Origin of the sequence: Sinorhizobium terangae (assembly GCF_009601505.1) — a bacterium.
Classification (GTDB): domain Bacteria; phylum Pseudomonadota; class Alphaproteobacteria; order Rhizobiales; family Rhizobiaceae; genus Sinorhizobium; species Sinorhizobium terangae.
The window spans coordinates 54,182-75,300 of sequence record NZ_WITC01000017.1 but is presented as its reverse complement, the minus strand read 5'-3'; the positions used below and the strand labels follow the sequence as shown (position 1 = coordinate 75,300).

21 protein-coding genes are annotated in these 21,119 nt (G+C 62.7%); 19 read left to right on the top strand and 2 right to left on the bottom strand.

Annotation, left to right across the window (positions count from 1 at the left end):
- Positions 1–7 precede the first annotated feature (7 nt).
- Complete coding sequence (locus GHK62_RS02155) at positions 8–655, bottom strand: hypothetical protein (protein WP_153436708.1); 648 nt, start codon at positions 653–655, stop codon at positions 8–10.
- Between the two features lie 308 nt (positions 656–963).
- On the opposite strand from GHK62_RS02155, the gene sdhC reads away from it, so the two are divergent.
- From sdhC to GHK62_RS02060, 19 genes are all read left to right on the top strand, one after another.
- Positions 964–1,359: a succinate dehydrogenase, cytochrome b556 subunit gene (gene sdhC, locus GHK62_RS02150; protein WP_153436707.1), complete on the top strand. Its 396-nt coding sequence runs from the start codon at positions 964–966 to the stop codon at positions 1,357–1,359.
- A gap of 11 nt (positions 1,360–1,370) precedes the next feature.
- On the top strand, positions 1,371–1,751 hold the full coding sequence (gene sdhD / locus GHK62_RS02145; RefSeq protein WP_153436706.1) for a succinate dehydrogenase, hydrophobic membrane anchor protein: 381 nt from the start codon (positions 1,371–1,373) through the stop codon (positions 1,749–1,751).
- A gap of 7 nt (positions 1,752–1,758) precedes the next feature.
- Entirely contained in the window at positions 1,759–3,600 is a 1,842-nt protein-coding gene (sdhA, locus tag GHK62_RS02140; RefSeq protein ID WP_153436705.1) for a succinate dehydrogenase flavoprotein subunit, read from the top strand.
- Positions 3,601–3,618: 18 nt separating this feature from the next.
- Positions 3,619–4,398, top strand: a complete 780-nt coding sequence (locus GHK62_RS02135; protein ID WP_153436704.1) for a succinate dehydrogenase iron-sulfur subunit — start codon at positions 3,619–3,621, stop codon at positions 4,396–4,398.
- Between the two features lie 328 nt (positions 4,399–4,726).
- A complete protein-coding gene (gene msrA, locus GHK62_RS02130) occupies positions 4,727–5,323 on the top strand; it encodes a peptide-methionine (S)-S-oxide reductase MsrA (RefSeq protein WP_153436703.1) in 597 nt (198 codons plus the stop codon).
- 196 nt (positions 5,324–5,519) lie between these two features.
- A complete protein-coding gene (locus GHK62_RS02125; RefSeq protein ID WP_153436702.1) occupies positions 5,520–6,059 on the top strand; it encodes a protease inhibitor Inh/omp19 family protein in 540 nt (179 codons plus the stop codon).
- 115 nt (positions 6,060–6,174) lie between these two features.
- The gene (gene zapE / locus GHK62_RS02120; RefSeq protein ID WP_184108647.1) at positions 6,175–7,329 is read left to right on the top strand and encodes a cell division protein ZapE; all 1,155 of its coding nucleotides are present in this window, start codon (positions 6,175–6,177) and stop codon (positions 7,327–7,329) included.
- Between the two features lie 182 nt (positions 7,330–7,511).
- On the top strand, positions 7,512–8,474 hold the full coding sequence (gene mdh / locus GHK62_RS02115; protein ID WP_153436701.1) for a malate dehydrogenase: 963 nt from the start codon (positions 7,512–7,514) through the stop codon (positions 8,472–8,474).
- 33 nt (positions 8,475–8,507) lie between these two features.
- Positions 8,508–9,704: an ADP-forming succinate--CoA ligase subunit beta gene (gene sucC / locus GHK62_RS02110; protein ID WP_153436700.1), complete on the top strand. Its 1,197-nt coding sequence runs from the start codon at positions 8,508–8,510 to the stop codon at positions 9,702–9,704.
- A 5-nt stretch (positions 9,705–9,709) separates the two neighbouring features.
- Positions 9,710–10,612 (top strand): succinate--CoA ligase subunit alpha, encoded by a 903-nt coding sequence (gene sucD / locus GHK62_RS02105; protein ID WP_153436699.1) that lies wholly within the window; start codon positions 9,710–9,712, stop codon positions 10,610–10,612.
- Between the two features lie 167 nt (positions 10,613–10,779).
- Complete coding sequence (locus GHK62_RS02100; RefSeq protein WP_153436698.1) at positions 10,780–13,776, top strand: 2-oxoglutarate dehydrogenase E1 component; 2,997 nt, start codon at positions 10,780–10,782, stop codon at positions 13,774–13,776.
- A 122-nt stretch (positions 13,777–13,898) separates the two neighbouring features.
- Positions 13,899–15,140, top strand: coding sequence for a 2-oxoglutarate dehydrogenase complex dihydrolipoyllysine-residue succinyltransferase (gene odhB, locus GHK62_RS02095; protein ID WP_153436697.1), 1,242 nt, complete (start codon positions 13,899–13,901; stop codon positions 15,138–15,140).
- A 51-nt stretch (positions 15,141–15,191) separates the two neighbouring features.
- Positions 15,192–15,581 (top strand): MAPEG family protein, encoded by a 390-nt coding sequence (locus tag GHK62_RS02090; protein ID WP_153436696.1) that lies wholly within the window; start codon positions 15,192–15,194, stop codon positions 15,579–15,581.
- 15 nt (positions 15,582–15,596) lie between these two features.
- On the top strand, positions 15,597–16,022 hold the full coding sequence (locus GHK62_RS02085; RefSeq protein ID WP_153436695.1) for a VOC family protein: 426 nt from the start codon (positions 15,597–15,599) through the stop codon (positions 16,020–16,022).
- Positions 16,019–16,657 carry a LysE family transporter gene (locus GHK62_RS02080; protein ID WP_153436694.1) on the top strand — a complete coding sequence of 213 codons (639 nt, stop codon included), beginning with the start codon at positions 16,019–16,021 and terminating at the stop codon, positions 16,655–16,657. Before GHK62_RS02085 ends, GHK62_RS02080 begins: the two co-directional genes overlap by 4 nt.
- Before the next feature lie 2 nt (positions 16,658–16,659).
- A complete protein-coding gene (locus GHK62_RS02075; protein WP_153436693.1) occupies positions 16,660–17,163 on the top strand; it encodes a hypothetical protein in 504 nt (167 codons plus the stop codon).
- The gene (locus GHK62_RS02070) at positions 17,160–17,912 is read left to right on the top strand and encodes an SDR family oxidoreductase (RefSeq protein ID WP_153436692.1); all 753 of its coding nucleotides are present in this window, start codon (positions 17,160–17,162) and stop codon (positions 17,910–17,912) included. Before GHK62_RS02075 ends, GHK62_RS02070 begins: the two co-directional genes overlap by 4 nt.
- Before the next feature lie 24 nt (positions 17,913–17,936).
- Positions 17,937–19,343 carry a dihydrolipoyl dehydrogenase gene (lpdA, locus tag GHK62_RS02065; protein WP_153436691.1) on the top strand — a complete coding sequence of 469 codons (1,407 nt, stop codon included), beginning with the start codon at positions 17,937–17,939 and terminating at the stop codon, positions 19,341–19,343.
- 86 nt (positions 19,344–19,429) lie between these two features.
- Positions 19,430–19,903: a DUF2867 domain-containing protein gene (locus GHK62_RS02060; RefSeq protein ID WP_153436690.1), complete on the top strand. Its 474-nt coding sequence runs from the start codon at positions 19,430–19,432 to the stop codon at positions 19,901–19,903.
- 69 nt (positions 19,904–19,972) lie between these two features.
- Here the strand turns inward: GHK62_RS02060 and GHK62_RS02055 are convergent, their stop codons facing one another.
- The gene (locus GHK62_RS02055) at positions 19,973–21,058 is read right to left on the bottom strand and encodes a TraB/GumN family protein (RefSeq protein WP_153436689.1); all 1,086 of its coding nucleotides are present in this window, start codon (positions 21,056–21,058) and stop codon (positions 19,973–19,975) included.
- Positions 21,059–21,119 lie beyond the last annotated feature (61 nt).

The following is a 21,119-nucleotide window of genomic DNA, read 5'->3' as shown; positions in this document are numbered from 1 at the left end:
ATTCCGCCTATGGCCGGATGACGCAGACCCCATGTTCCCACGAGCAGACGCGGTCGTTCGGTTGCGGCGAGACGGCGATGATCTTCGCACGATTAGGCGGTGGGGCGGGATCGGCCGCACCCTCAGCCACATAGTTGTTGTTGTCGTATCGGCTGAAATAGATGCCGTTGCCCTCCTGCCGGAAGGCCGAAATGCCGCCGGCATAGGTTCCGATGCCGGGTGTGACCGAAGGAAAGTCGTCGCCGCCATAGGACCCTATGGCATCGTATGGGCCGAAGCCCCCGCCAATCACGACCACGTCAACGTCCGGGCGCCAATCACGCCGCGCGAAGCCCCTCAGGTGATGCTTCAGCCGTACGTGCCGGGTGCGGGTCTGAATATTGGGCAGGCCTTGCGAAGTGAAGGACGAGAAATCATCGATGCCTGACATGACGGAGCGGTGTCTCCGATAGCCGGCAAAGAACCGATGGTCGCGGTGGAATTTGCGAAAGCCATGATGGCTGAAGCCGTGCTTGAGCCGGACATGGCGTGTGCGGGTCTGGACGTCGCCAAAGCTCGCGCCGTTCGCCGCTGCCGCCGGCAGACCGACAGGCATTACCAGGGCGCAAGCCAGTACCAGGACTTTGGTCGCACCGACCACTCGCAACAGATCCATTCTGCCGTGCCCTCCGGATCATCCTTAACAAATCGTTAAAGCCATCCTGGGCCAGTTGCGGGCAAATGTCACGGATTTGCTTATGTTTTTTGCGCTTATCGTTAATTCGCTCCCATGTCTCAGCAGGGCTCAAAAATGCCGTTTTTTGTCTAATCGATTTTATTTATTTTGCACCGCAAGGATACTTGTCGTGATGCCCTGGGGTGATTAAAGGTCCGAATGACTGAATTGCGCACAATCGTGTGCGATACCGGACTAAAGCGATCAAGTTTTTGGGCGCGGCAATCCGATCACACCGTGAGGTTCCGATGACGAATGTCACAAGAAGCCGGCCGCTCTCGCCGCATCTTCAAATCTACAAACCCATCCCCACCATGGTGATGTCGATTGTGCATCGCATTACCGGCGGCGCCCTTTATTTCGGCACGATCCTCGTGGCCTGGTGGCTGATCGCCGCCGCCTCGGGTGCCGCCTATTATGATTGGGTCAGCTGGCTGTTCGGCACCTGGATCGGCAAGCTCGTCCTCTTCGGCTACACCTGGGCCCTCGTCCATCACATGCTCGGCGGCATCCGCCATTTCGTGTGGGATCTCGGCTACGGCTACGAGAAGCATTTCGCGACGAAGATGGCCAAGGCGACGATCATCGGATCGGTTTCTCTGACACTGCTGATCTGGGTGATCGGCTATCTGGTTCGGTACTGAGGGAATACGACATGGATATGCGCACACCTCTCGCCAAGGTTCGCGGCCTAGGCTCCGCCAAGGAGGGGACCGATCATTTCTGGCGCCAGCGTCTGACGGCTGTCTCCAATATTCCGCTGCTGATTTTCTTCGCTTTCTTCGTGGCCCGCTATGCGGGCGCGCCCCATGCGGAGGTCGTCGCGGCGCTTTCCAATCCGTTCGTCGCGGTGATCATGGCTCTCGTGCTCCTTTCCGCTCTCACACACATGAGGCTCGGCATGCAGGTGATCATCGAAGACTACGTGCATGCGGAAGGCATCAAGATCGCTCTTCTCATGCTCAACACATTTTTCGCGATCGCGGTCGGCGGGCTCTGTCTTTTCGCCCTCCTGAAGATCGCTTTTGCAGGGTAATTTCGCCATGGCATCGATCAGTTCACCCGCTGCAAACGGCAGGGCTTACCAGTATGTCGACCACGCCTTCGACGTGGTCGTTGTCGGCGCCGGCGGTGCGGGCCTGCGCGCGACCCTCGGCATGGCCGAACAGGGGCTGAAGACGGCCTGCATTACCAAGGTCTTCCCGACGCGCTCGCACACCGTTGCGGCCCAGGGCGGCATCGCTGCTTCGCTGCAGAACATGACGCCCGACAGCTGGCAGTGGCATCTCTACGACACGGTCAAGGGGTCTGACTGGCTCGGCGACGTCGACGCCATGCAGTATCTCACCATGGAAGCGCCGAAGGCGGTCTATGAGCTCGAGCATTACGGCGTGCCTTTCTCGCGCAACGAGGAAGGCAAGATCTACCAGCGGCCATTCGGCGGCCACATGCAGAATTACGGCGAAGGCCCGCCGGTGCAGCGCACCTGCGCGGTTGCCGACCGCACCGGCCATGCGATCCTGCACACGCTCTACGGTCAGTCGCTCAGGAACAACGCCGAGTTCTTCATTGAATATTTCGCCATCGACCTGATCATGTCGGACGACGGCCGCTGCACCGGCGTCGTCGCCTGGAACCTCGATGACGGCACGATTCATCGCTTCTCGGCGAAGATGGTGGTGCTGGCGACCGGCGGTTATGGCCGCGCCTATTTCTCGGCGACCTCGGCGCACACCTGCACCGGCGACGGCGGCGGCATGATTGCGCGCGCCGGCCTGCCGCTCCAGGACATGGAGTTCGTGCAGTTCCATCCGACCGGCATCTACGGCTCCGGCTGTCTGATCACCGAGGGTGCGCGCGGCGAAGGCGGCTATCTCGTCAATTCGGAAGGCGAGCGCTTCATGGAGCGTTATGCCCCGTCCGCCAAGGATCTTGCCTCGCGCGACGTCGTCTCGCGCTGCATGACGCTGGAAATCCGGGAAGGCCGCGGCGTCGGCAAGAACAAGGACCACATCTTCCTGCACCTCGACCATCTCGATCCGGCCGTGCTGCACGAGCGCCTTCCGGGCATTTCCGAGAGCGCGAAGATCTTCGCCGGCGTCGACGTCACCCGCGAGCCGATCCCGGTTCTGCCGACCGTCCACTACAATATGGGCGGCATTCCGACCAACTATTGGGGCGAGGTGCTGAATGCCGACGGCGAGAACCCCGAGCGCATCGCGCCCGGCCTGATGGCGGTCGGCGAAGCGGGCTGCGCCTCGGTTCACGGCGCCAACCGGCTTGGCTCCAACTCGCTGATCGACCTCGTCGTCTTCGGTCGCGCTGCGGCAATCCGCGCCGGCCAGATCATCGACCGCAACGAATCGATTCCGGCGCTCAACACGGCTGCCTGCGACCGCATCGTCGAGCGCTTTGACCGCCTGCGCCATGCCAATGGCAGGACGCCGACTGCCGTGCTGCGCGAGAAGATGCAGCGCGCCATGCAGGAAGACGCCGCCGTCTTCCGCACGCAGGAATCCCTCGAATCCGGCTGCCGCCGCCTCTCGGAAATCTGGAAGGAGCTTTCCGACGTCAAGGTCACCGACCGCTCGATGATCTGGAACTCCGACCTTGTCGAAACGCTGGAGCTGGAAAATCTGATGGCCAATGCCATCACGACCATCTACGGCGCCGAGGCGCGCAAGGAGAGCCGCGGGTCGCATGCGCGCGAGGATTATACCGAAGGTCCGTTCGGCGGGCGCGACGACGACAACTGGCGCAAACATACGCTTGCCTGGGTCAACGCGGCTGGCGATGTCCGGCTCGACTATCGCCCGGTTCACACCGACCTGATCGCCGAGGGCATCGATCCCATGAAGATCGCCCCGAAGGCGCGCGTGTATTGATCTCGAGGACTAAGGCACATGGTTGAACTCGCTCTCCCCAAGAACTCGCAGATCACCGAAGGCAAGGTCTGGCCGAAACCGGTCGGCGCGACGAACCTGCGCGAATACCGCGTCTATCGCTGGAATCCGGACGACGGCAAGAACCCGCGCGTCGACACCTATTACATCGACATCGACGACTGCGGTCCGATGGTGCTCGACGGACTGCTCTACATCAAGAACAAGATCGATCCGACGCTGACGCTTCGCCGCTCCTGTCGCGAGGGCATTTGCGGCTCCTGCGCGATGAACATCGACGGCACCAACACGCTCGCCTGCACCAAGGGCATGGACGAGATCAAGGGCACGGTGAAGATCTATCCGTTGCCGCACATGCCGGTGGTCAAGGACCTCGTGCCGGATCTCACCAATTTCTATGCCCAGCACCGCTCGATCGAACCCTGGCTGAAGACGGTTTCGCCGACGCCGGCCAAGGAATGGAAGCAGAGCCATGAGGACCGGCAGAAGCTCGACGGCCTCTACGAGTGCATCCTTTGCGCCTGCTGCTCGACCTCCTGTCCGAGCTATTGGTGGAACGGCGACCGCTATCTCGGCCCGGCCGTTCTCCTGCAGGCCTACCGCTGGCTGATCGATAGCCGCGACGAGGCGACCGGCGAGCGGCTCGACAACCTCGAGGATCCGTTCCGGCTCTACCGCTGCCACACGATCATGAACTGCGCCCAGGCCTGTCCGAAGGGGCTCAACCCGGCCAAGGCGATCGGCGAGATCAAGAAAATGCTGGTCGAGCGCAGGGTCTGATTCCCGGTAACTTTCTTCGGCTTCGACGGCGGGCATTCTGGTCCGCCGTCAGATCATAAACGTGATCGACTCTACGCATCGGCCCGAAAATCGGACCCGATTTTCGGAAAGCACGATGCGTGGAATCAAAGAGTTACAGCGTCCTTTGTGCGTCCTAAAGGACGCACGGCGCTGTAATAAGTTAGAGCGGGGTTGCGGGCGGAAAACCGCGCACACTTTTCCTCATCCCGCTCTTGCGTATTTCACGAACTTCACGGCCCCGTGTCGGCATTTGATTTTGAAACTTTCGGCGGTCCTCATAGCTTTATGCTGGGGATCGGAGATCGCGATGAATCGTTTGCTGTTTGCACTTGCCGCTGCGTGCTTGCTGTCATTGCCGGCGCGGGCGGCCGAGCCGCAGTTTGCGCTGTTTGCCGGCGGCTGTTTCTGGTGCGTCGAGACCGATTTCGACGGCGTCCCCGGCGTGCTGGAGACGATCTCGGGGTACGCCGGCGGCAAGAGTGCCAATCCGACCTATGAGAACTATGTGAAGGGCGGCCATCGCGAAGTCGTTCGCATCAAATTCGATCCGGACCGCGTTTCCTATTCGACGCTTGTCTCGGTGCTGTTCCACACGACCGACCCAACGGATGCCGGCGGTCAGTTCTGTGATCGCGGCTTTGCCTACACGACCGCGATCTACGCGCTCGACGAGCGGCAGGCGATGGACGCCAAGGCCGGAAAGATCAAGGCTGAGGCCGAACTCGGGAAGCCGATCGTGACACCGGTCGAGCGGGCCGCAAAATTCTGGCCGGCCGAGGACTATCATCAGAACTTCGGCGCACGAAACCCGATTCGCTACTGGTACTACCGAAACGGCTGCGGCAGGAACCGGAAGGTCGAGTCGCTCTGGGGCGACCGTGCCTATGCGGGTGTCAATCATTGATTGCATTTGCGCCGCCCGGCCACGCCGTGTTTTCAGCATCGGCGGGGGTGGCGCGCACCCGTTCGACGCGGCGTTTCAATCGTGCAACAGGCACTGCTGAAATGCCTTCCCTTGATTTGTCAGGTGGATTTGCTGTAGTTCGGCCATTATTATCGCGTTGCATCATGGTTCGACGAAGATATCGGGGGTAAGAGACATGCGGGTTTTTCATGCGGCGGCGGGGCTGGCGGTTGTGCTTGCGCTGACCGGATGCCAGCGGACATCCATGGGTGGTTTCGGTTCTCAGGATGTTTCACCTGCTCCGCTGCAGGCTCAGCCCGTTCCGACGGTTTCGTCGAGCCAGCTCCCGGATCCGACGACGAACACTTCCCAGTTCCCGGCGGCACCCGCCGCCGGCGCAGCCGTACCCGGCGGCGCGCCGGCCGGCACGCAAGTTGCGGCCAATCCCAACGCGCTTGACGTGACGAAGGAATCGATGGTCGGCAACTGGCGCGTGTCGAGCGCCGGCAGCTCCTGCGACATGTTCCTGACGCTGACGAATCTCGGCAGCGGATCGCGCGGCGGCACGCGCGGCTGCGCCGGCGAACTGACGACGATGGGCTCCTGGGAGGTCGCTGGCAAGCAGGTGGTGCTGAAGGACCGCGGCGGCAATCCGATCGCCCGCCTCTACAAGACCGCGGACGCGCGCTTCGACGGTTCGACCAACAGCGGACAGCCGGTCAGCCTCAGCCGCTGATCGCCACCAACGCCGGCGCGCCCAGCCGGATGCGACGCGGGACGAGGACGTGTGAGCAGCCTTGCCCGTCCCGCGCCTCTCACCGAAATTGCTCCTTGCTCACCTTGGGTGCCGCGTGCTCAACCCAGACGACAGCATTCTTCACAAGCTTGAAACGCTCGTTGCCACCGGCGAACGGCAGCGCGATCCGGCGCAAATCGCCATCGCGCGGCGGCTCGACCACCTGACCGCGGAGCTGCTTGCCAGCAGGCCGTTGCGCAAGTCCAACGCGCTCGGCTGGCTCTTTGCCTCGCGCAAGAAGGAGCAAGCTCCAGTCCGGGGCCTCTATATTCACGGCGGCGTCGGTCGCGGCAAGACGATGCTGATGGACATGTTCTTCGACGCCGTGCCGATCCAGCGCAAGCGCCGGGCGCATTTCCACGAGTTCATGGCGGATGTGCACGAGCGCATCTACAAGCATCGGCAGAAACTCAAGAACGGCGAGACGAAACAGGCCGACCCTATCCCGCCGGTGGCCTCCGAGCTCTTCGGCGAGGCGCGGCTGCTGTGCTTCGACGAATTCTCGGTCACCGACATTGCGGATGCGATGATTCTGGCGCGCCTCTTCGGCGAACTCTTCGCCAAGGGATGCGTTCTCGTCGCGACCTCAAATGTCGAGCCGAACGATCTTTATCGCGACGGTCTCAATCGGGGACTCTTCCTCCCGTTCATCGACCTGCTGAAGGCGAACACGGAGATCATTTCGCTCGACACAGAGACGGATTACCGCCTGCAGAAGACCGACGGAAACCCGGTCTGGCTTTCGCCGCTCGGCCCGGAGGCGGAAGCGGCGATGGCGCGCGCCTGGTATGTCGAGACCGGCGGAGCACCGGAAGCACCGGCAGAGATCAGCCGCAAGGGGCGCAAGATCCACGTGCCGTCGGCGTCCGGCCGAAGCGCCCGGTTTGCTTTCGCCGACCTTTGCGCGCAGCCACTCGGTGCCGCCGACTATCTCGCCATCCTGACGCAATACAGCACCATCTTCCTCGACCACGTCCCGCATCTGGGGCCGCATCTGCGCAACGAAACCAAGCGATTCATCATCCTCGTCGACGCGCTCTATGACCAGGGTGCCCGACTGTTCGCCTCTGCCGCAGCCGAGCCGCACCAGCTTCTGACTGCGAAAAAGGGAACCGAGGGCTTCGAGTTCGATCGCACCGTTTCGCGCCTGATCGAGATGCAGAGCGAGGAATATGCGGCGCAACATCCGGCAAGAACGGCCGCTAGATGACGCAATGATGACACGTAATCTTACGTTTACGTAAGAATTTTGTCATCTAACCGATTGAATTTGCTCTGTCGAAAAGTATGCGTTGATATTTTACCATTTGCCGTTTAAGGGCTTTCCCGAAGGTTTGGCGTTTGCCGCGTTTCAGGCCTCGATCATTTTGGGATCACAAAGGAAGCACTTTCATGGCGCGCAACAAGATCGCACTTATCGGCTCAGGGATGATTGGTGGCACGCTGGCGCATCTCGCCGGCCTGAAGGAACTGGGCGATATCGTCCTGTTCGACATTGCCGACGGCATTCCTCAGGGCAAGGGCCTCGATATCGCACAGTCGTCCCCGGTCGAAGGTTTCGATGCCTCGCTCACCGGCGCGAGCGACTATTCTGCCATCGAAGGTGCGGACGTCTGCATCGTGACCGCCGGCGTGCCGCGCAAGCCGGGCATGAGCCGCGATGACCTCCTCGGCATCAACCTGAAAGTGATGGAGCAGGTCGGCGCCGGCATCAAGAAATATGCCCCGAACGCATTCGTCATCTGCATCACCAACCCGCTCGACGCCATGGTTTGGGCGCTGCAGAAATTCTCCGGCCTGCCGAAGAACAAGGTCGTCGGCATGGCCGGCGTGCTCGACTCGGCTCGCTTCCGCCTTTTCCTCAGCCAGGAATTCAACGTGTCCGTCCAGGATGTCACGGCTTTCGTGCTCGGCGGCCACGGCGACACGATGGTGCCGCTCGCCCGCTATTCGACCGTTGCCGGCATCCCGTTGACCGATCTCGTCCAAATGGGCTGGGTCAAGAAGGAGCGCCTCGAGGAAATCATCCAGCGCACCCGTGACGGCGGCGCCGAAATCGTCGGCCTCTTGAAGACCGGCTCGGCCTATTACGCGCCGGCTGCTTCCGCGATCGAGATGGCGGAAGCCTATCTCAAGGACAAGAAGCGCGTGCTTCCCTGTGCGGCCCATCTTTCCGGCCAGTACGGCGTCAAGGACATGTATGTCGGCGTGCCGACGATCATCGGCGCCGGCGGTGTCGAGCGCATCATCGAGATCGATCTCAACAAGAGCGAGAAGGAAGCCTTCGACAAGTCGGTGGCGGCGGTCGCGGGCCTTTGCGAGGCCTGCATCAACATCGCACCCAGCCTGAAGTAACCGCCATCCGGCCAATCAGACAGGAAAAACCCCATGAACATTCATGAATATCAGGCCAAGGCTCTCTTGAAGAGCTACGGCGCTCCGGTCGCCGAAGGTGTCGCGATCTTCTCCGCCGACGAAGCGGAAGCCGCTGCGAAGAAGCTGCCGGGACCGCTCTACGTGGTGAAGAGCCAGATCCACGCCGGCGGCCGCGGCAAGGGCAAGTTCAAGGAACTCGGCCCCGACGCCAAGGGCGGCGTGCGCCTTGCGAAGTCCGTCGACGAGGTCGTCGCCAACGCCAAGGAGATGCTCGGCAACACGCTGGTGACCAAGCAGACGGGTCCGGCCGGCAAGCAGGTCAACCGCCTCTATATCGAGGACGGCGCCGACATCGACCGCGAACTCTATCTCTCGATCCTCGTCGACCGCTCGGTCGGTCAGGTTGCCTTCGTCGTTTCGACCGAGGGCGGCATGGACATCGAGGCAGTTGCCGAGCACACGCCGGAGAAGATCGTCACCGTCGCGATCGACCCGGAAAAGGGCGTCACCGCGGAAAACCTGAAGACGCTCGCCGACGCGCTGAAGCTCGAAGGCGAGGCGCGGGCCGATGCTGAAAAGCTCTTCCCGGTCCTCTACAAGGCGTTCGTCGAGAAGGACATGAGCCTGCTCGAGGTCAACCCGCTGATCGTCATGAAGAACGGCCGCATGCGCGTGCTGGACGCCAAGGTCTCCTTCGACGGCAATGCGCTCTTCCGCCACGAAGACGTCGTCGCGCTGCGCGATACGACCGAAGAGGACGAGAAGGAAATCGAAGCTTCCAAGCACGACCTTGCCTATGTCGCGCTCGACGGCAACATCGGCTGCATGGTCAACGGCGCCGGTCTCGCCATGGCGACCATGGACATCATCAAGCTCTATGGCGCCGAACCGGCCAACTTCCTCGACGTCGGTGGTGGCGCTTCGAAGGAGAAGGTCACGCACGCCTTCAAGATCATCACTGCCGATCCGGCCGTAAAGGGCATTCTCGTCAACATCTTCGGCGGCATCATGAAGTGCGACGTCATCGCCGAAGGCGTGCTCGCCGCCGTCAAGGAAGTGGGTCTCAAGGTGCCGCTCGTCGTCCGCCTCGAAGGCACGAATGTCGAGCTTGGCAAGAAGATCATCAATGAATCGGGCCTCAACGTCATCTCCGCCGATGATCTGGACGATGCCGCCCAGAAGATCGTTGCAGCCGTGAAGGGAGCCTGAGGCCGATGTCCATCCTGATCAACAAAGACACCAAGGTCCTCGTTCAGGGCCTGACCGGCAAGACCGGCACCTTCCACACCGAACAGGCGCTCGCCTATCACGGCACGAAGATGGTCGGCGGTATCCACCCGAAGAAGGGTGGCGAGACCTGGACCGGCGCCAAGGGCGAACAGCTCCCGATCTTCGCGTCCGTTGCCGAAGGCCGTGAGGCGACCGGCGCCAATGCGTCGGTCATCTATGTTCCGCCGGCAGGGGCTGCGGCTGCGATCATCGAGGCGATCGACGCGGAAATTCCGCTGATCGTCTGCATCACCGAAGGCATCCCGGTCGCCGACATGGTCAAGGTCAAGGCGCGTCTGGAAAAGTCCTCCTCGCGTCTCATCGGCCCCAACTGCCCGGGTGTGCTCACCCCGAACGAATGCAAGATCGGCATCATGCCCGGTAACATCTTCCGCAAGGGCTCGGTCGGTGTGCTGTCGCGTTCGGGAACGCTGACCTATGAGGCCGTCTTCCAGACCACCAACGAAGGCCTCGGCCAGACAACGGCGGTCGGCATCGGCGGCGACCCGGTCAAGGGTACCGAGTTCATCGACGTGCTGGAAATGTTCCTCGCCGACGACGAAACCAAGTCGATCATCATGATCGGTGAGATCGGCGGTTCGGCCGAAGAGGACGCCGCGCAGTTCCTCAAGGACGAAGCCAAGCGCGGCCGCAAGAAGCCGATGGTCGGCTTCATCGCCGGCCGCACGGCCCCTCCCGGCCGCACCATGGGCCATGCCGGCGCGGTCATCTCCGGTGGCAAGGGCGGCGCGGAAGACAAGATTGCGGCCATGGAATCGGCCGGTATCCGCGTCTCGCCGTCGCCGGCACGCCTCGGCAAGACGCTGGTCGAAGTCCTGAAGGGCTGACATTCCGATAGCGAGGCTTGGGGCTGGCGTCTTCCGCCGGCCCCCAGCCGGACCCAATTAATGACGCAAGCTTGGTGCACTAAAAAGCGCCGAATAAACATGAACGACCGGGAAGACCCGGCATCCCAACTTCAGTCAGGAGGCGAACCAGGGGTTCGCGAAAGACCATGACAAGGCAAGAGGCCAACGAGCAATTCCAGCTCACATCGTTTCTGGATGGCGCCAATGCTGCTTATATCGAGCAGCTCTATGCTAGTTACGAAGCGGATCCGTCCTCCGTTTCGTCCGAATGGCAATCCTTCTTCAAGGCGCTCGCCGACCGGCCGGAAGACGTTGTGAAGGCCGCCAAGGGCGCCTCCTGGAAGAAAAGCAACTGGCCGATCGCCGCAAACGGCGAACTCGTGTCGGCGCTCGACGGCGACTGGGGCGTCGTTGAGAAGGTCATCGAAAAGAAGGTCAAGGCCAAGGCCGAGGAAGCAGCCGCCGTCGCCGGTGTCCCCGTGAGCGAAGCGGAGGTCCATCAGTCGACGCGCGACTCCGTCCGCGCCATCATGATGATACGCGCCTACCGCATGCGTGGCCACCTGCATGCCAAGCTCGACCCGCTCGGACTTGCCGACCCGGTCGAGGACTATGACGAACTCTCGCCGAAGACCTATGGCTTCGAAGAGAAGGATTACGACCGCAAGATCTTCATCGACAACGTTCTCGGCCTCGAATACGCGACCGTGCGCGAAATGGTCGAAATCCTCGAGCGGACCTATTGCTCGACGATCGGCGTCGAGTTCATGCACATGTCCAACCCGGAAGAGAAGGCCTGGATCCAGGAGCGGATCGAGGGACCGGACAAGGGCGTCGAATTCACGCCCGAGGGCAAGCGGGCGATCCTGCAGAAGCTCATCGAAGCCGAGGGCTTCGAGCAGTTCATCGACGTCAAGTACAAGGGCACCAAGCGCTTCGGCCTTGACGGCGGCGAATCGCTGATCCCGGCGCTCGAACAAATCATCAAGCGCGGCGGCCAGCTCGGCCTCAAGGAGATCGTCCTCGGCATGGCCCACCGCGGCCGACTGAACGTTCTCTCCCAGGTCATGGCGAAGCCGCATCGCGCCATCTTCCACGAATTCAAGGGCGGCTCCTACGCACCGGACGACGTCGAAGGCTCCGGCGACGTGAAATACCATCTCGGCGCCTCGTCCGACCGGGAATTCGACGGTAACAAGGTGCACCTGTCGTTGACCGCGAACCCGTCGCATCTCGAGATCGTCAACCCGGTCGTCATGGGCAAGGCGCGCGCCAAGCAGGATCAGATCGCGACCGTGTTCGAAGGCGACATCATTCCGCTGCGCGAACGCGTCAAGGTCATGCCGATGCTGCTCCATGGCGACGCGGCCTTCGCCGGCCAGGGCGTCATCGCAGAAATCCTCGGCCTCTCCGGCCTGCGCGGCCACCGCGTTGCCGGTACCGTGCACTTCATCATCAACAACCAGATCGGCTTCACCACGAACCCGGCCTTCTCGCGCTCCTCGCCCTATCCGTCGGACGTGGCGAAGATGATCGAAGCGCCGATCTTCCACGTGAATGGCGATGATCCGGAAGCCGTCGTCTACGCGGCCAAGGTCGCGACCGAGTTCCGGATGAAGTTCCACAAGCCGGTCGTCGTCGACATGTTCTGCTACCGCCGCTTCGGCCACAACGAGGGCGACGAGCCGGCGTTCACGCAGCCGAAGATGTACAAGGCCATCCGCGCCCACAAGACGGTCGTCCAGCTCTATTCGGAACGGCTGATCGCCGAAGGTCTGATGACCGAGGGCGAGGCCGAGAAGATGAAGGCGGACTGGCGCGCTCATCTCGAGCAGGAGTTCGAGATAGGCCAGTCCTACAAGCCGAACAAGGCCGACTGGCTCGACGGCGTCTGGTCGGGCCTTCGCACGGCCGACAACCAGGATGAGCAGCGCCGCGGCAAGACCTCGGTGCCGATGAAGCAGCTGAAGGAAGTCGGTCGCAAGATCTCGGAGATCCCGGCCGGCTTCAACGCCCACCGCACGATCCAGCGATTCATGGAAAACCGCGCCAGCATGGTGCAGACCGGTGAGGGGATCGACTGGGCAATGGCGGAAGCGCTCGCCTTCGGCACGCTCGTCACCGAGGGCACGAAGATCCGCCTCTCCGGCCAGGACTGCGAGCGCGGCACGTTCTCGCAACGCCACTCGGTTCTTTATGATCAGCAGACGGAAGAGCGCTACATTCCGCTCGCCAACCTGTCGCCGACTCAGGCGCGCTACGAGGTCATCAACTCGATGCTCTCGGAAGAGGCGGTGCTCGGCTTCGAATACGGCTATTCGCTTGCCCGTCCGAATGCACTGACGCTGTGGGAAGCCCAGTTCGGCGACTTCGCCAACGGCGCTCAGGTGGTCTTCGACCAGTTCATCTCGTCGGGCGAACGCAAGTGGCTGCGCATGTCCGGTCTCGTCTGCCTGCTGCCGCACGGCTATGAAGGCCAGGGGCCGGAGCACTCCTCCGCACGGCTCGAACGCTTCCTGCAGCTCTGCGCGGAAGACAACATGCAGGTCGCCAACGTCACCACGCCGGCGAACTACTTCCACATCCTGCGCCGCCAGGTGAAGCGCGACTTCCGCAAGCCGCTGATCCTGATGACGCCGAAGTCGCTTCTGCGCCACAAGCGGGCGGTCTCCAGCCTTTCCGAAATGGCGGGCGAGAGCTCCTTCCACCGGCTGCTCTGGGACGATGCGGAAGTCATCAAGGACGGCCCGATCAAGCTACAGAAGGATTCGAAGATCCGCCGCGTAGTGCTCTGCACCGGCAAGGTCTATTACGACCTGCTCGAGGAACGCGAAAAGCGCGGCATCGACGATATCTACCTGCTGCGCGTCGAGCAGCTCTATCCGTTCCCGGCCAAGGCGCTGATCAACGAGCTCAGCCGTTTCCGCAATGCGGAGATGGTGTGGTGCCAGGAAGAACCGAAGAACATGGGCGCATGGTCGTTCATCGATCCCTATCTCGAATGGGTGCTCGCCCATATCGATGCCAAGTATCAGCGGGTGCGCTACACCGGCCGTCCGGCCGCCGCTTCGCCGGCAACCGGCCTGATGTCGAAGCACCTGGCGCAGCTTGCCGCCTTCCTCGAGGACGCGCTGGGGGGCTGATCGGCTCCCCACGGTCTGCCAATCGCTGGAGCACTTCCAGGAAAAGTGCATAGCGGTTTTCCGTCCGGAAGTGCGTAACTCAAAGAGCTAGAAACAGATATCTGATCAACGGAACAAAAATCATGGCAACAGAAATCCGCGTTCCCACTCTTGGCGAATCCGTCAGCGAAGCGACCGTCGGCACCTGGTTCAAGAAGGTCGGCGATGCGATCAAGGCCGACGAACCGATCCTCGAGCTCGAGACCGACAAGGTAACGATCGAAGTGCCGGCACCGGCGGCCGGCACGCTCTCCGAAATCGTGGCGCAGGCGGGCGAGACCGTCGGCCTCGGTGCGCTGCTCGGCCAGATCGCCGAAGGCGCCGGTGCTGCGGCCGCAGCTCCCGCTCCGGCGGAGAAAAAGCCTGAACCCGCTGCCGCCGCTCCGGCCCCGCAGCCTGCCGCTGCAGCGCCGGCGAAGCAGGCGCCGACGTCGATGCCGCCGGCTCCGGCTGCCGCCAAGCTCATCGCGGAAAACAACCTCGCCGCCGACCAGATCGACGGTTCCGGCAAGCGTGGCCAGGTGCTGAAGGGTGACGTGATCGCTGCCCTTGCCAAGGGCGTTTCCGCTCCCGCCGCCGAACCGGCGAAGGTTCAGGCGCGTGCGCCGGCGCCGGCCGAGGATGCCCTTCGCGAAGAACGGGTCAAGATGACGCGGCTGCGTCAGACGATCGCCAAGCGCCTCAAGGATGCACAGAACACGGCCGCGATGCTCACCACCTACAACGAGGTGGACATGAGCGCGGTGATGAGCCTCCGCAACAAGTACAAGGACATCTTCGAGAAGAAGCACGGCGTCAAGCTTGGCTTCATGGGCTTCTTCACCAAGGCCGTCACCCATGCGCTGAAGGAGCTTCCGGCGGTCAACGCCGAAATCGACGGCACCGACATCATCTACAAGAACTTCTGCCACATCGGCGTCGCCGTCGGCACCGACAAGGGCCTCGTCGTGCCGATCGTGCGCGATGCCGACCAGATGTCGATCGCCGAGATCGAGAAGGAAATCGGTCGCCTCGGCAAGGCTGCCCGCGATGGTGTGCTGTCGATGGCCGACATGCAGGGCGGCACCTTCACCATCTCGAACGGCGGTGTCTATGGCTCGCTGATGTCTTCGCCGATCCTCAACGCGCCGCAGTCCGGCATCCTCGGCATGCACAAGATCCAGGACCGCCCGGTTGCGATCGGCGGACAGGTCGTCATCCGTCCGATGATGTATCTGGCGCTTTCCTACGATCACCGCATCGTCGACGGCAAGGAAGCGGTCACCTTCCTGGTGCGCGTCAAGGAAAGCCTGGAAGATCCGGAGCGGCTGGTGCTCGATCTCTAAGACAGGCGGGGGCACGACAAGCAGCCCCCCCTTCTTCTTCCGGGTGCGCGGATGTCGCTGGAATTGATCTACCTGCTCGCCAGCGCGGTGCTGGCTTTCATCTACATGCTGGCGCAGGCTGGTGCCTATCGCTTGCAGCACGGCGTCATCGACCAGGATCCCAACCGCGATCGGGAAGAACAGCCGAACATGCTGACGGCGCGCGCCGGCCGCGCGCTTCGCAACTTTCATGAGACCTACCCGATCTTCATCGTGCTGGTGGTCGTGGTAGAGTTCACCGGGCGCAGTGGACTGCTGACGCAGTGGGGCGCCGCAATCTGGTTCTGGGCGCGCGCCTCCTATCTGCCGGTCTATGTCGGCGGGCTCGGGCGCATTCGCTCGGCGATCTGGGCTGTATCGGCAGTAGGGCTGGCGCTGATCCTTGCGGGCATTCTCATCTAGACGGAGGAGAAAAGCATGGCATTCGAACCGAACGTTCCCCCGATCCAGGCGCATATCTGCGTAAAGGACGGCCTTGCCGCCATCGCCTTTTACGAAAAGGCGTTCGGCGCGGTAAACACGTTTCACCAGATGGCCGAGGACGGCAAGCGCGTCATGCACGCCAATCTCGCCCTCTTCGGCGGCGAGATCATGCTGCATGACGAGTTTCCGGAATTCGGCATGAGCATCAGCTCGCCCAAGACGGCGGGCGGCGCCAGCGTCGCGATCAATATCAACCTTCCGAAGGCGGAAGAGGTCGATCAGGCCTATGCCAGGGCGATTGCCGCCGGGGCATCCACAGTGATGGAACCGCAGGATACGTTCTGGCAAGCACGCTATGCGCGCATTCAGGATCCCTTCGGCCACATCTGGGCCCTCAACGCACCGGTCGCAAAGTCATGAGCCACTATCTGATCGAACTCGCATCGCTGATGGCGATCTTCTCGTTCGCCATCATCTCGCCCGGTGCCGATCTCGCCATGGTGATGCGGCAGTCGCTGGTGCATGGGCGCCGCCAGGCCATCATCACGTCCTTCGGCATCGGCACGTCGCTGATGTTCCACGTGACCTATACGATTCTCGGCCTGGGGCTGATCATTTCCCAGTCGATCTATCTGTTCAACATCGTCAAGTGGTGCGGCGTCGCCTACCTCGTCTATATCGGCATCAAGGCGCTCCGCGCCGGCCAGACGGAGATCGCAGTCGATGCCGGAGAGGCCAGGGCAGGCAGCGAGCAGTCGGCGGCGAAGGCCTTTGGCCTCGGCTTCGCCGCCAATGCGCTCAACCCGAAGGCGGTGTTCTTCTTCCTGTCGATCTTCTCGACGGTCGTGAACGCCCATACGCCGATGATGGTCAAGTTCGGCTATGGCCTCGTGATGGCGAGTTGCCTGATCCTCTGGTTCGTCGGTGTCAGCCTGTTCATGACGACACCGCGCATGCGGGCCGCCTTCACCCGGGCGAGCAAGTGGATCGACCGGGCAAGCGGCGTGGTCTTCATCGGGCTCGGGTTGAAACTCGCGACGGAGAAGGCCGCCTGACGATGAAGGGCCGGAACGCTCTCCTGGCTTCGCTCGCGACCATCCTGGCCGCCGCACCCGCCCTTGCGGACGAGTGCGCCCAGGCGCAGGCGATCTATGCCGACCCTGCCGGCACCTACGAGTTGCGGTTCGAGCCGGTCGGCTCGGAAAGTGCCGTCACCAGCAATCACTTCAAGGTCAAGATCGGCAAGACCCGCCTGTCGCTCGATGGCGTCGTGATGCAGTCCGGCGAGCCGCTGCGCGCGAACGGGATCGTCATGCATGACTGCCCGACGGGCGACGTCACCGGCGCGGAGCTTGAGGCCTGCACCGTCTGGGAGGGCGTGATCTACACGGTCGACAAGGCCGGCCGCATCGGCCTGCTTCTGGCGGAGGATGCCCCGGCGGCCGAGCAGATCCTGCTTCCCGGTTTCGGCCCATCGCTGCGCACTTCGAGCGCATGGGGCGAGGGCAAGGCGAACGCCGACAGCTCCGACGTCTTCGAGTTCAAAGGATGTGCTGCATGAGTGGCGAGCGTGTTCTTCTCGTCACGGGGGGCAGCCGCGGGATCGGTGCTGCCGTCTGCATCGCAGCGGCAAGCGAAGGCTGGCGCGTCGCCGTGAACTATGCATCCAACCGGCAGGCGGCGGATGAGGTGGTGCGAGCGGTCGAGGCAGCGGGCAGTGCCGCAATCGCCATCGAGGGCGACGTCGGTTCCGAAGCCGGCGTGACGGCGATCTTCGCCGCGGTCGACGCAGCCTTTGGCAGCCTCGACGGCCTCGTCAACAATGCCGGCATCGTCGGCCCGCCACAACGCATCGACGAGATTTCGCCGGAACGGCTGGACCGCATGTTCCGTGTCAACGTGACCGGTTCGATCCGCTGTGCGGCCGAAGCGGTGCTCAGGATGTCGACGCGCCACGGCGGGCGGGGCGGTTCGATCGTCAACCTGTCCTCCATCGCGGCCGTGCTCGGCGCGCCGGGGCAATATGTCGACTATGCCGCCGCAAAGGGTGCGATCGACACCTTCACCGTCGGCCTGGCGCGTGAAGTGGCGGCCGAGGGCATTCGCGTGAACGCGGTGCGCCCCGGCATCATCGACACCGACATTCACGCATCCGGCGGACTGCCGGACCGCGCCCGCGACATGGCGCCCTCGATCCCTGTGCAACGCCCCGGCACGGCCGGCGAGGTTGCCGATGCAATTCTCTATCTCCTGTCGGATAAGGCGACCTATGTGACGGGAGCAATTCTCAACGTCAGCGGCGGCCGGTAACCGCCCTGAAACAAGGATTATCAAATGGCTTATGATCTCATCGTTATCGGAAGCGGACCCGGCGGCTATGTCTGCGCCATCAAGGCAGCGCAGCTGGGCATGAAGGTTGCCGTGGTCGAAAAGCGCAGCACCTATGGCGGCACCTGCCTCAACGTCGGCTGCATCCCCTCCAAGGCGCTGCTGCATGCTTCCGAGATGTTCCATCACGCACAGCATGGTCTCGACGCGCTGGGCGTGGAGGTCGCAAGCCCCAAGCTCAATCTTGAAAAGATGATGGCCCACAAGGACGCGACCGTTAAGTCGAATGTCGACGGCGTCGCATTCCTGTTCAAGAAGAACAAAATCGACGGCTTCCAGGGCCTGGGCAAGGTCCTGGGACAGGGCAAGGTCTCCGTCACCAACGACAAGGGCGAGGAACAGGTCCTCGAAGCGAAGAACATCGTCATCGCCACCGGATCCGACGTCGCCGGCATTCCGGGCGTCGAGTTCGAGTTCGATGAGAAGGTCATCATCTCGTCGGACGGAGCGATCAAGCTGGAAAAGGTTCCTGAGAGCATGATCGTCGTCGGCGGCGGCGTCATCGGCCTCGAGCTCGGCTCGGTCTGGGCGCGTCTCGGCGCCAAGGTGACCGTGGTCGAATTCCTCGACACGATCCTCGGCGGCATGGACGGCGAGGTGGCCAAGCAGCTCCAGCGGATGCTGACGAAGCAAGGCATCGACATCAAGCTCGGCGCGAAAGTGACCGGCGTTGCGAAGCCCGGCAGTGGCGCGAGGGTCACCTTCGAGCCTGTCAAGGGCGGTGAAGCCACCACGCTCGATGCGGACGTCGTCCTGGTCGCGACCGGCCGCAAGCCGTGCACGGAGAATATGGGCCTTGCCAAGGCGGGCGTCGTGCTCGACTCGCGTGGCCGGGTCGAGATCGACCGTCACTTCCAGACGAGCCTGACCGGAGTCTACGCGATCGGCGACGTCGTGCGCGGTCCGATGCTTGCTCACAAGGCGGAGGACGAGGGCGTGGCCGTGGCGGAAATCATCGCCGGGCAGGCCGGTCACGTGAACTACGACGTCATTCCGGGCGTCGTCTATACCCAACCGGAGGTCGCTTCCGTCGGCAAGACCGAGGAGGAGCTGAAGGCTGCGGGCGTCGCCTACAAGGTCGGCAAGTTCCCCTTCACCGCCAATGGCCGTGCCCGCGCGATGCTCCAGACGGATGGTTTCGTCAAGATCCTCGCCGACAAGGAAACCGACCGCGTGCTCGGCGGCCATATCATCGGCTTCGGCGCCGGCGAGATGATCCACGAGATCGCGGTGCTGATGGAATTCGGCGGATCGTCGGAAGACCTCGGCCGCACCTGCCATGCCCATCCGACGATGTCGGAAGCGGTCAAGGAAGCGGCGCTCGCCACCTTCTTCAAGCCGATCCACATGTGACAATTGGCCGGGGGCTGCGACAAGCGCCCCCCTGCTAATCACCGCCACGGGACGCGAACATGGGCGAGCCGATATGAGGATCGCTCATGAGACCGCGAAGCGTCGCCGCCCATCTTCCGAACGCATTGCTGCCCGAAGCCGACTGGGCGGATCGCTACGAGCTTCTCATTTTGAACGAGCGGCTGACGGCGGGCGAGGCGGCCCGGCGCATGCTCGGCCGCTTGCCGGCCTGGGTCCGAGCGCTTCTGGTACTTCGCAACCGCATCGTCTCGCCCGTCGGGCTGAAGACCGCTGCACCCGCCGCGGATCGCGGCTTGATCGGGTTCTTTCCGGTTTTGCTCGACGACGAGCGCAAGGCCGTTCTCGGCTTCGACGACCGGCATCTGGATTTTCGCGTTGTCGTGGACGTCCGTGATGGTCCGGCCGACAGCCAGGTGGTCAGTGTCACGACTCTGGTGCGTCGCCGGAATCTTTTCGGCCGCATCTATCTCGCGGTCGTCACGCCTTTCCACAAGACGATCGTCCCGGCATTGTTGGCCGGGCTTAACGAACGACGTTGAACGTGATCTCTAATGAGATGAGACGCGGGATGCGAGCGGAAAACCGCACACACTTTTCCTCATCCCGCTCTAGTTTACCGGCGTGACGGTGAAACCGCGTTGACGCAGGAGCTCGACCAGGCCTTCCGCGCCGGAGAGGTGCAGCGCACCAACGGCCATGAAGGCGTTGCCGCCCTTCAGGATCGGTTCGGCACGTGTCGCCATGATCTTGTTGCGGTCGATGATGATGCGCTGCTCGAAATCGGCAAAACCAAAGTCTTTTGCCGCAGTCTGCAAGGACACGGACTTCATCATCGGCATGATCATTCCGGTGTCGCCGGAGAGATAGAGATCAGTCGTCGTCGTCATGACATCGTCAATCGTCTTGCCGAGCGCCAGCGTCTCGATCAGCGCCTGCAGGTGGAGCTCGACGGGCAGCGAGTCCATTGCCGAAAGCTGCTCGACCAACGTCTCCAGGCCCTTCAGCGTCTTCCCTTCCCTGATGGCGTCCTCCGCCAGCTTCTTGTCGAGGAAGGACGCGCCGCCGGCCTTGCGCGAGATCTCGCAGGCCGGAAGCGCCACGAAACTTGCAATCATCCACGGCTTCATCTTGGCGACGAGCGGCAGCGGAATGCCGCGTTCCTTGAGACCGGTTTCCAGGCGGGTGCGATCCTCGGGCTTGAGGAAGTCGTTGATCGTCTTGTCGCCGGCAAACATGGTCAGGTCCGGGCGCATCATGATTGCGGCCGCCGCCTTCTTGTCGTCGACGATCTCGTCCGATTCGACGATGACGATGGCCGCCTTGGCAAAGGCGTCCGCAGCACCTTGCGGCATCGCCAGGACGCGCGGGTCGGTGACGTGCATGGTGCCGAGCAGCCAGGAGGGTGCCGATCCTTGGGCTTCGATTTTCCAGAGGAGGCCCTTTCCGTTCGGCACCGCGTCGGCCTCTTGGCGCAGCGCGGCGAGACGCGTCGGGTCCGACTGTTCCAGTCCGGTCAAGATGTTGCTGCCGCCGCAGGCGGACTCTTCGGCGGCGCGCGCATCCGAAATGGAAAGCAGTGCGGCGATCAGGCTTGCGAGCACCAGAAGATTGAGGGACGCGATCAGCCACAGGGCGCTGTCTGCGAGCCTGTCGGCAAGATTGCGAACGGGTATTGAGATCGGAAACGTCATCATCGGCACCGGTCCTGCGCAATTCTACTTTCCTGGAATTGCTCCCTCGATCACGATGATTTTG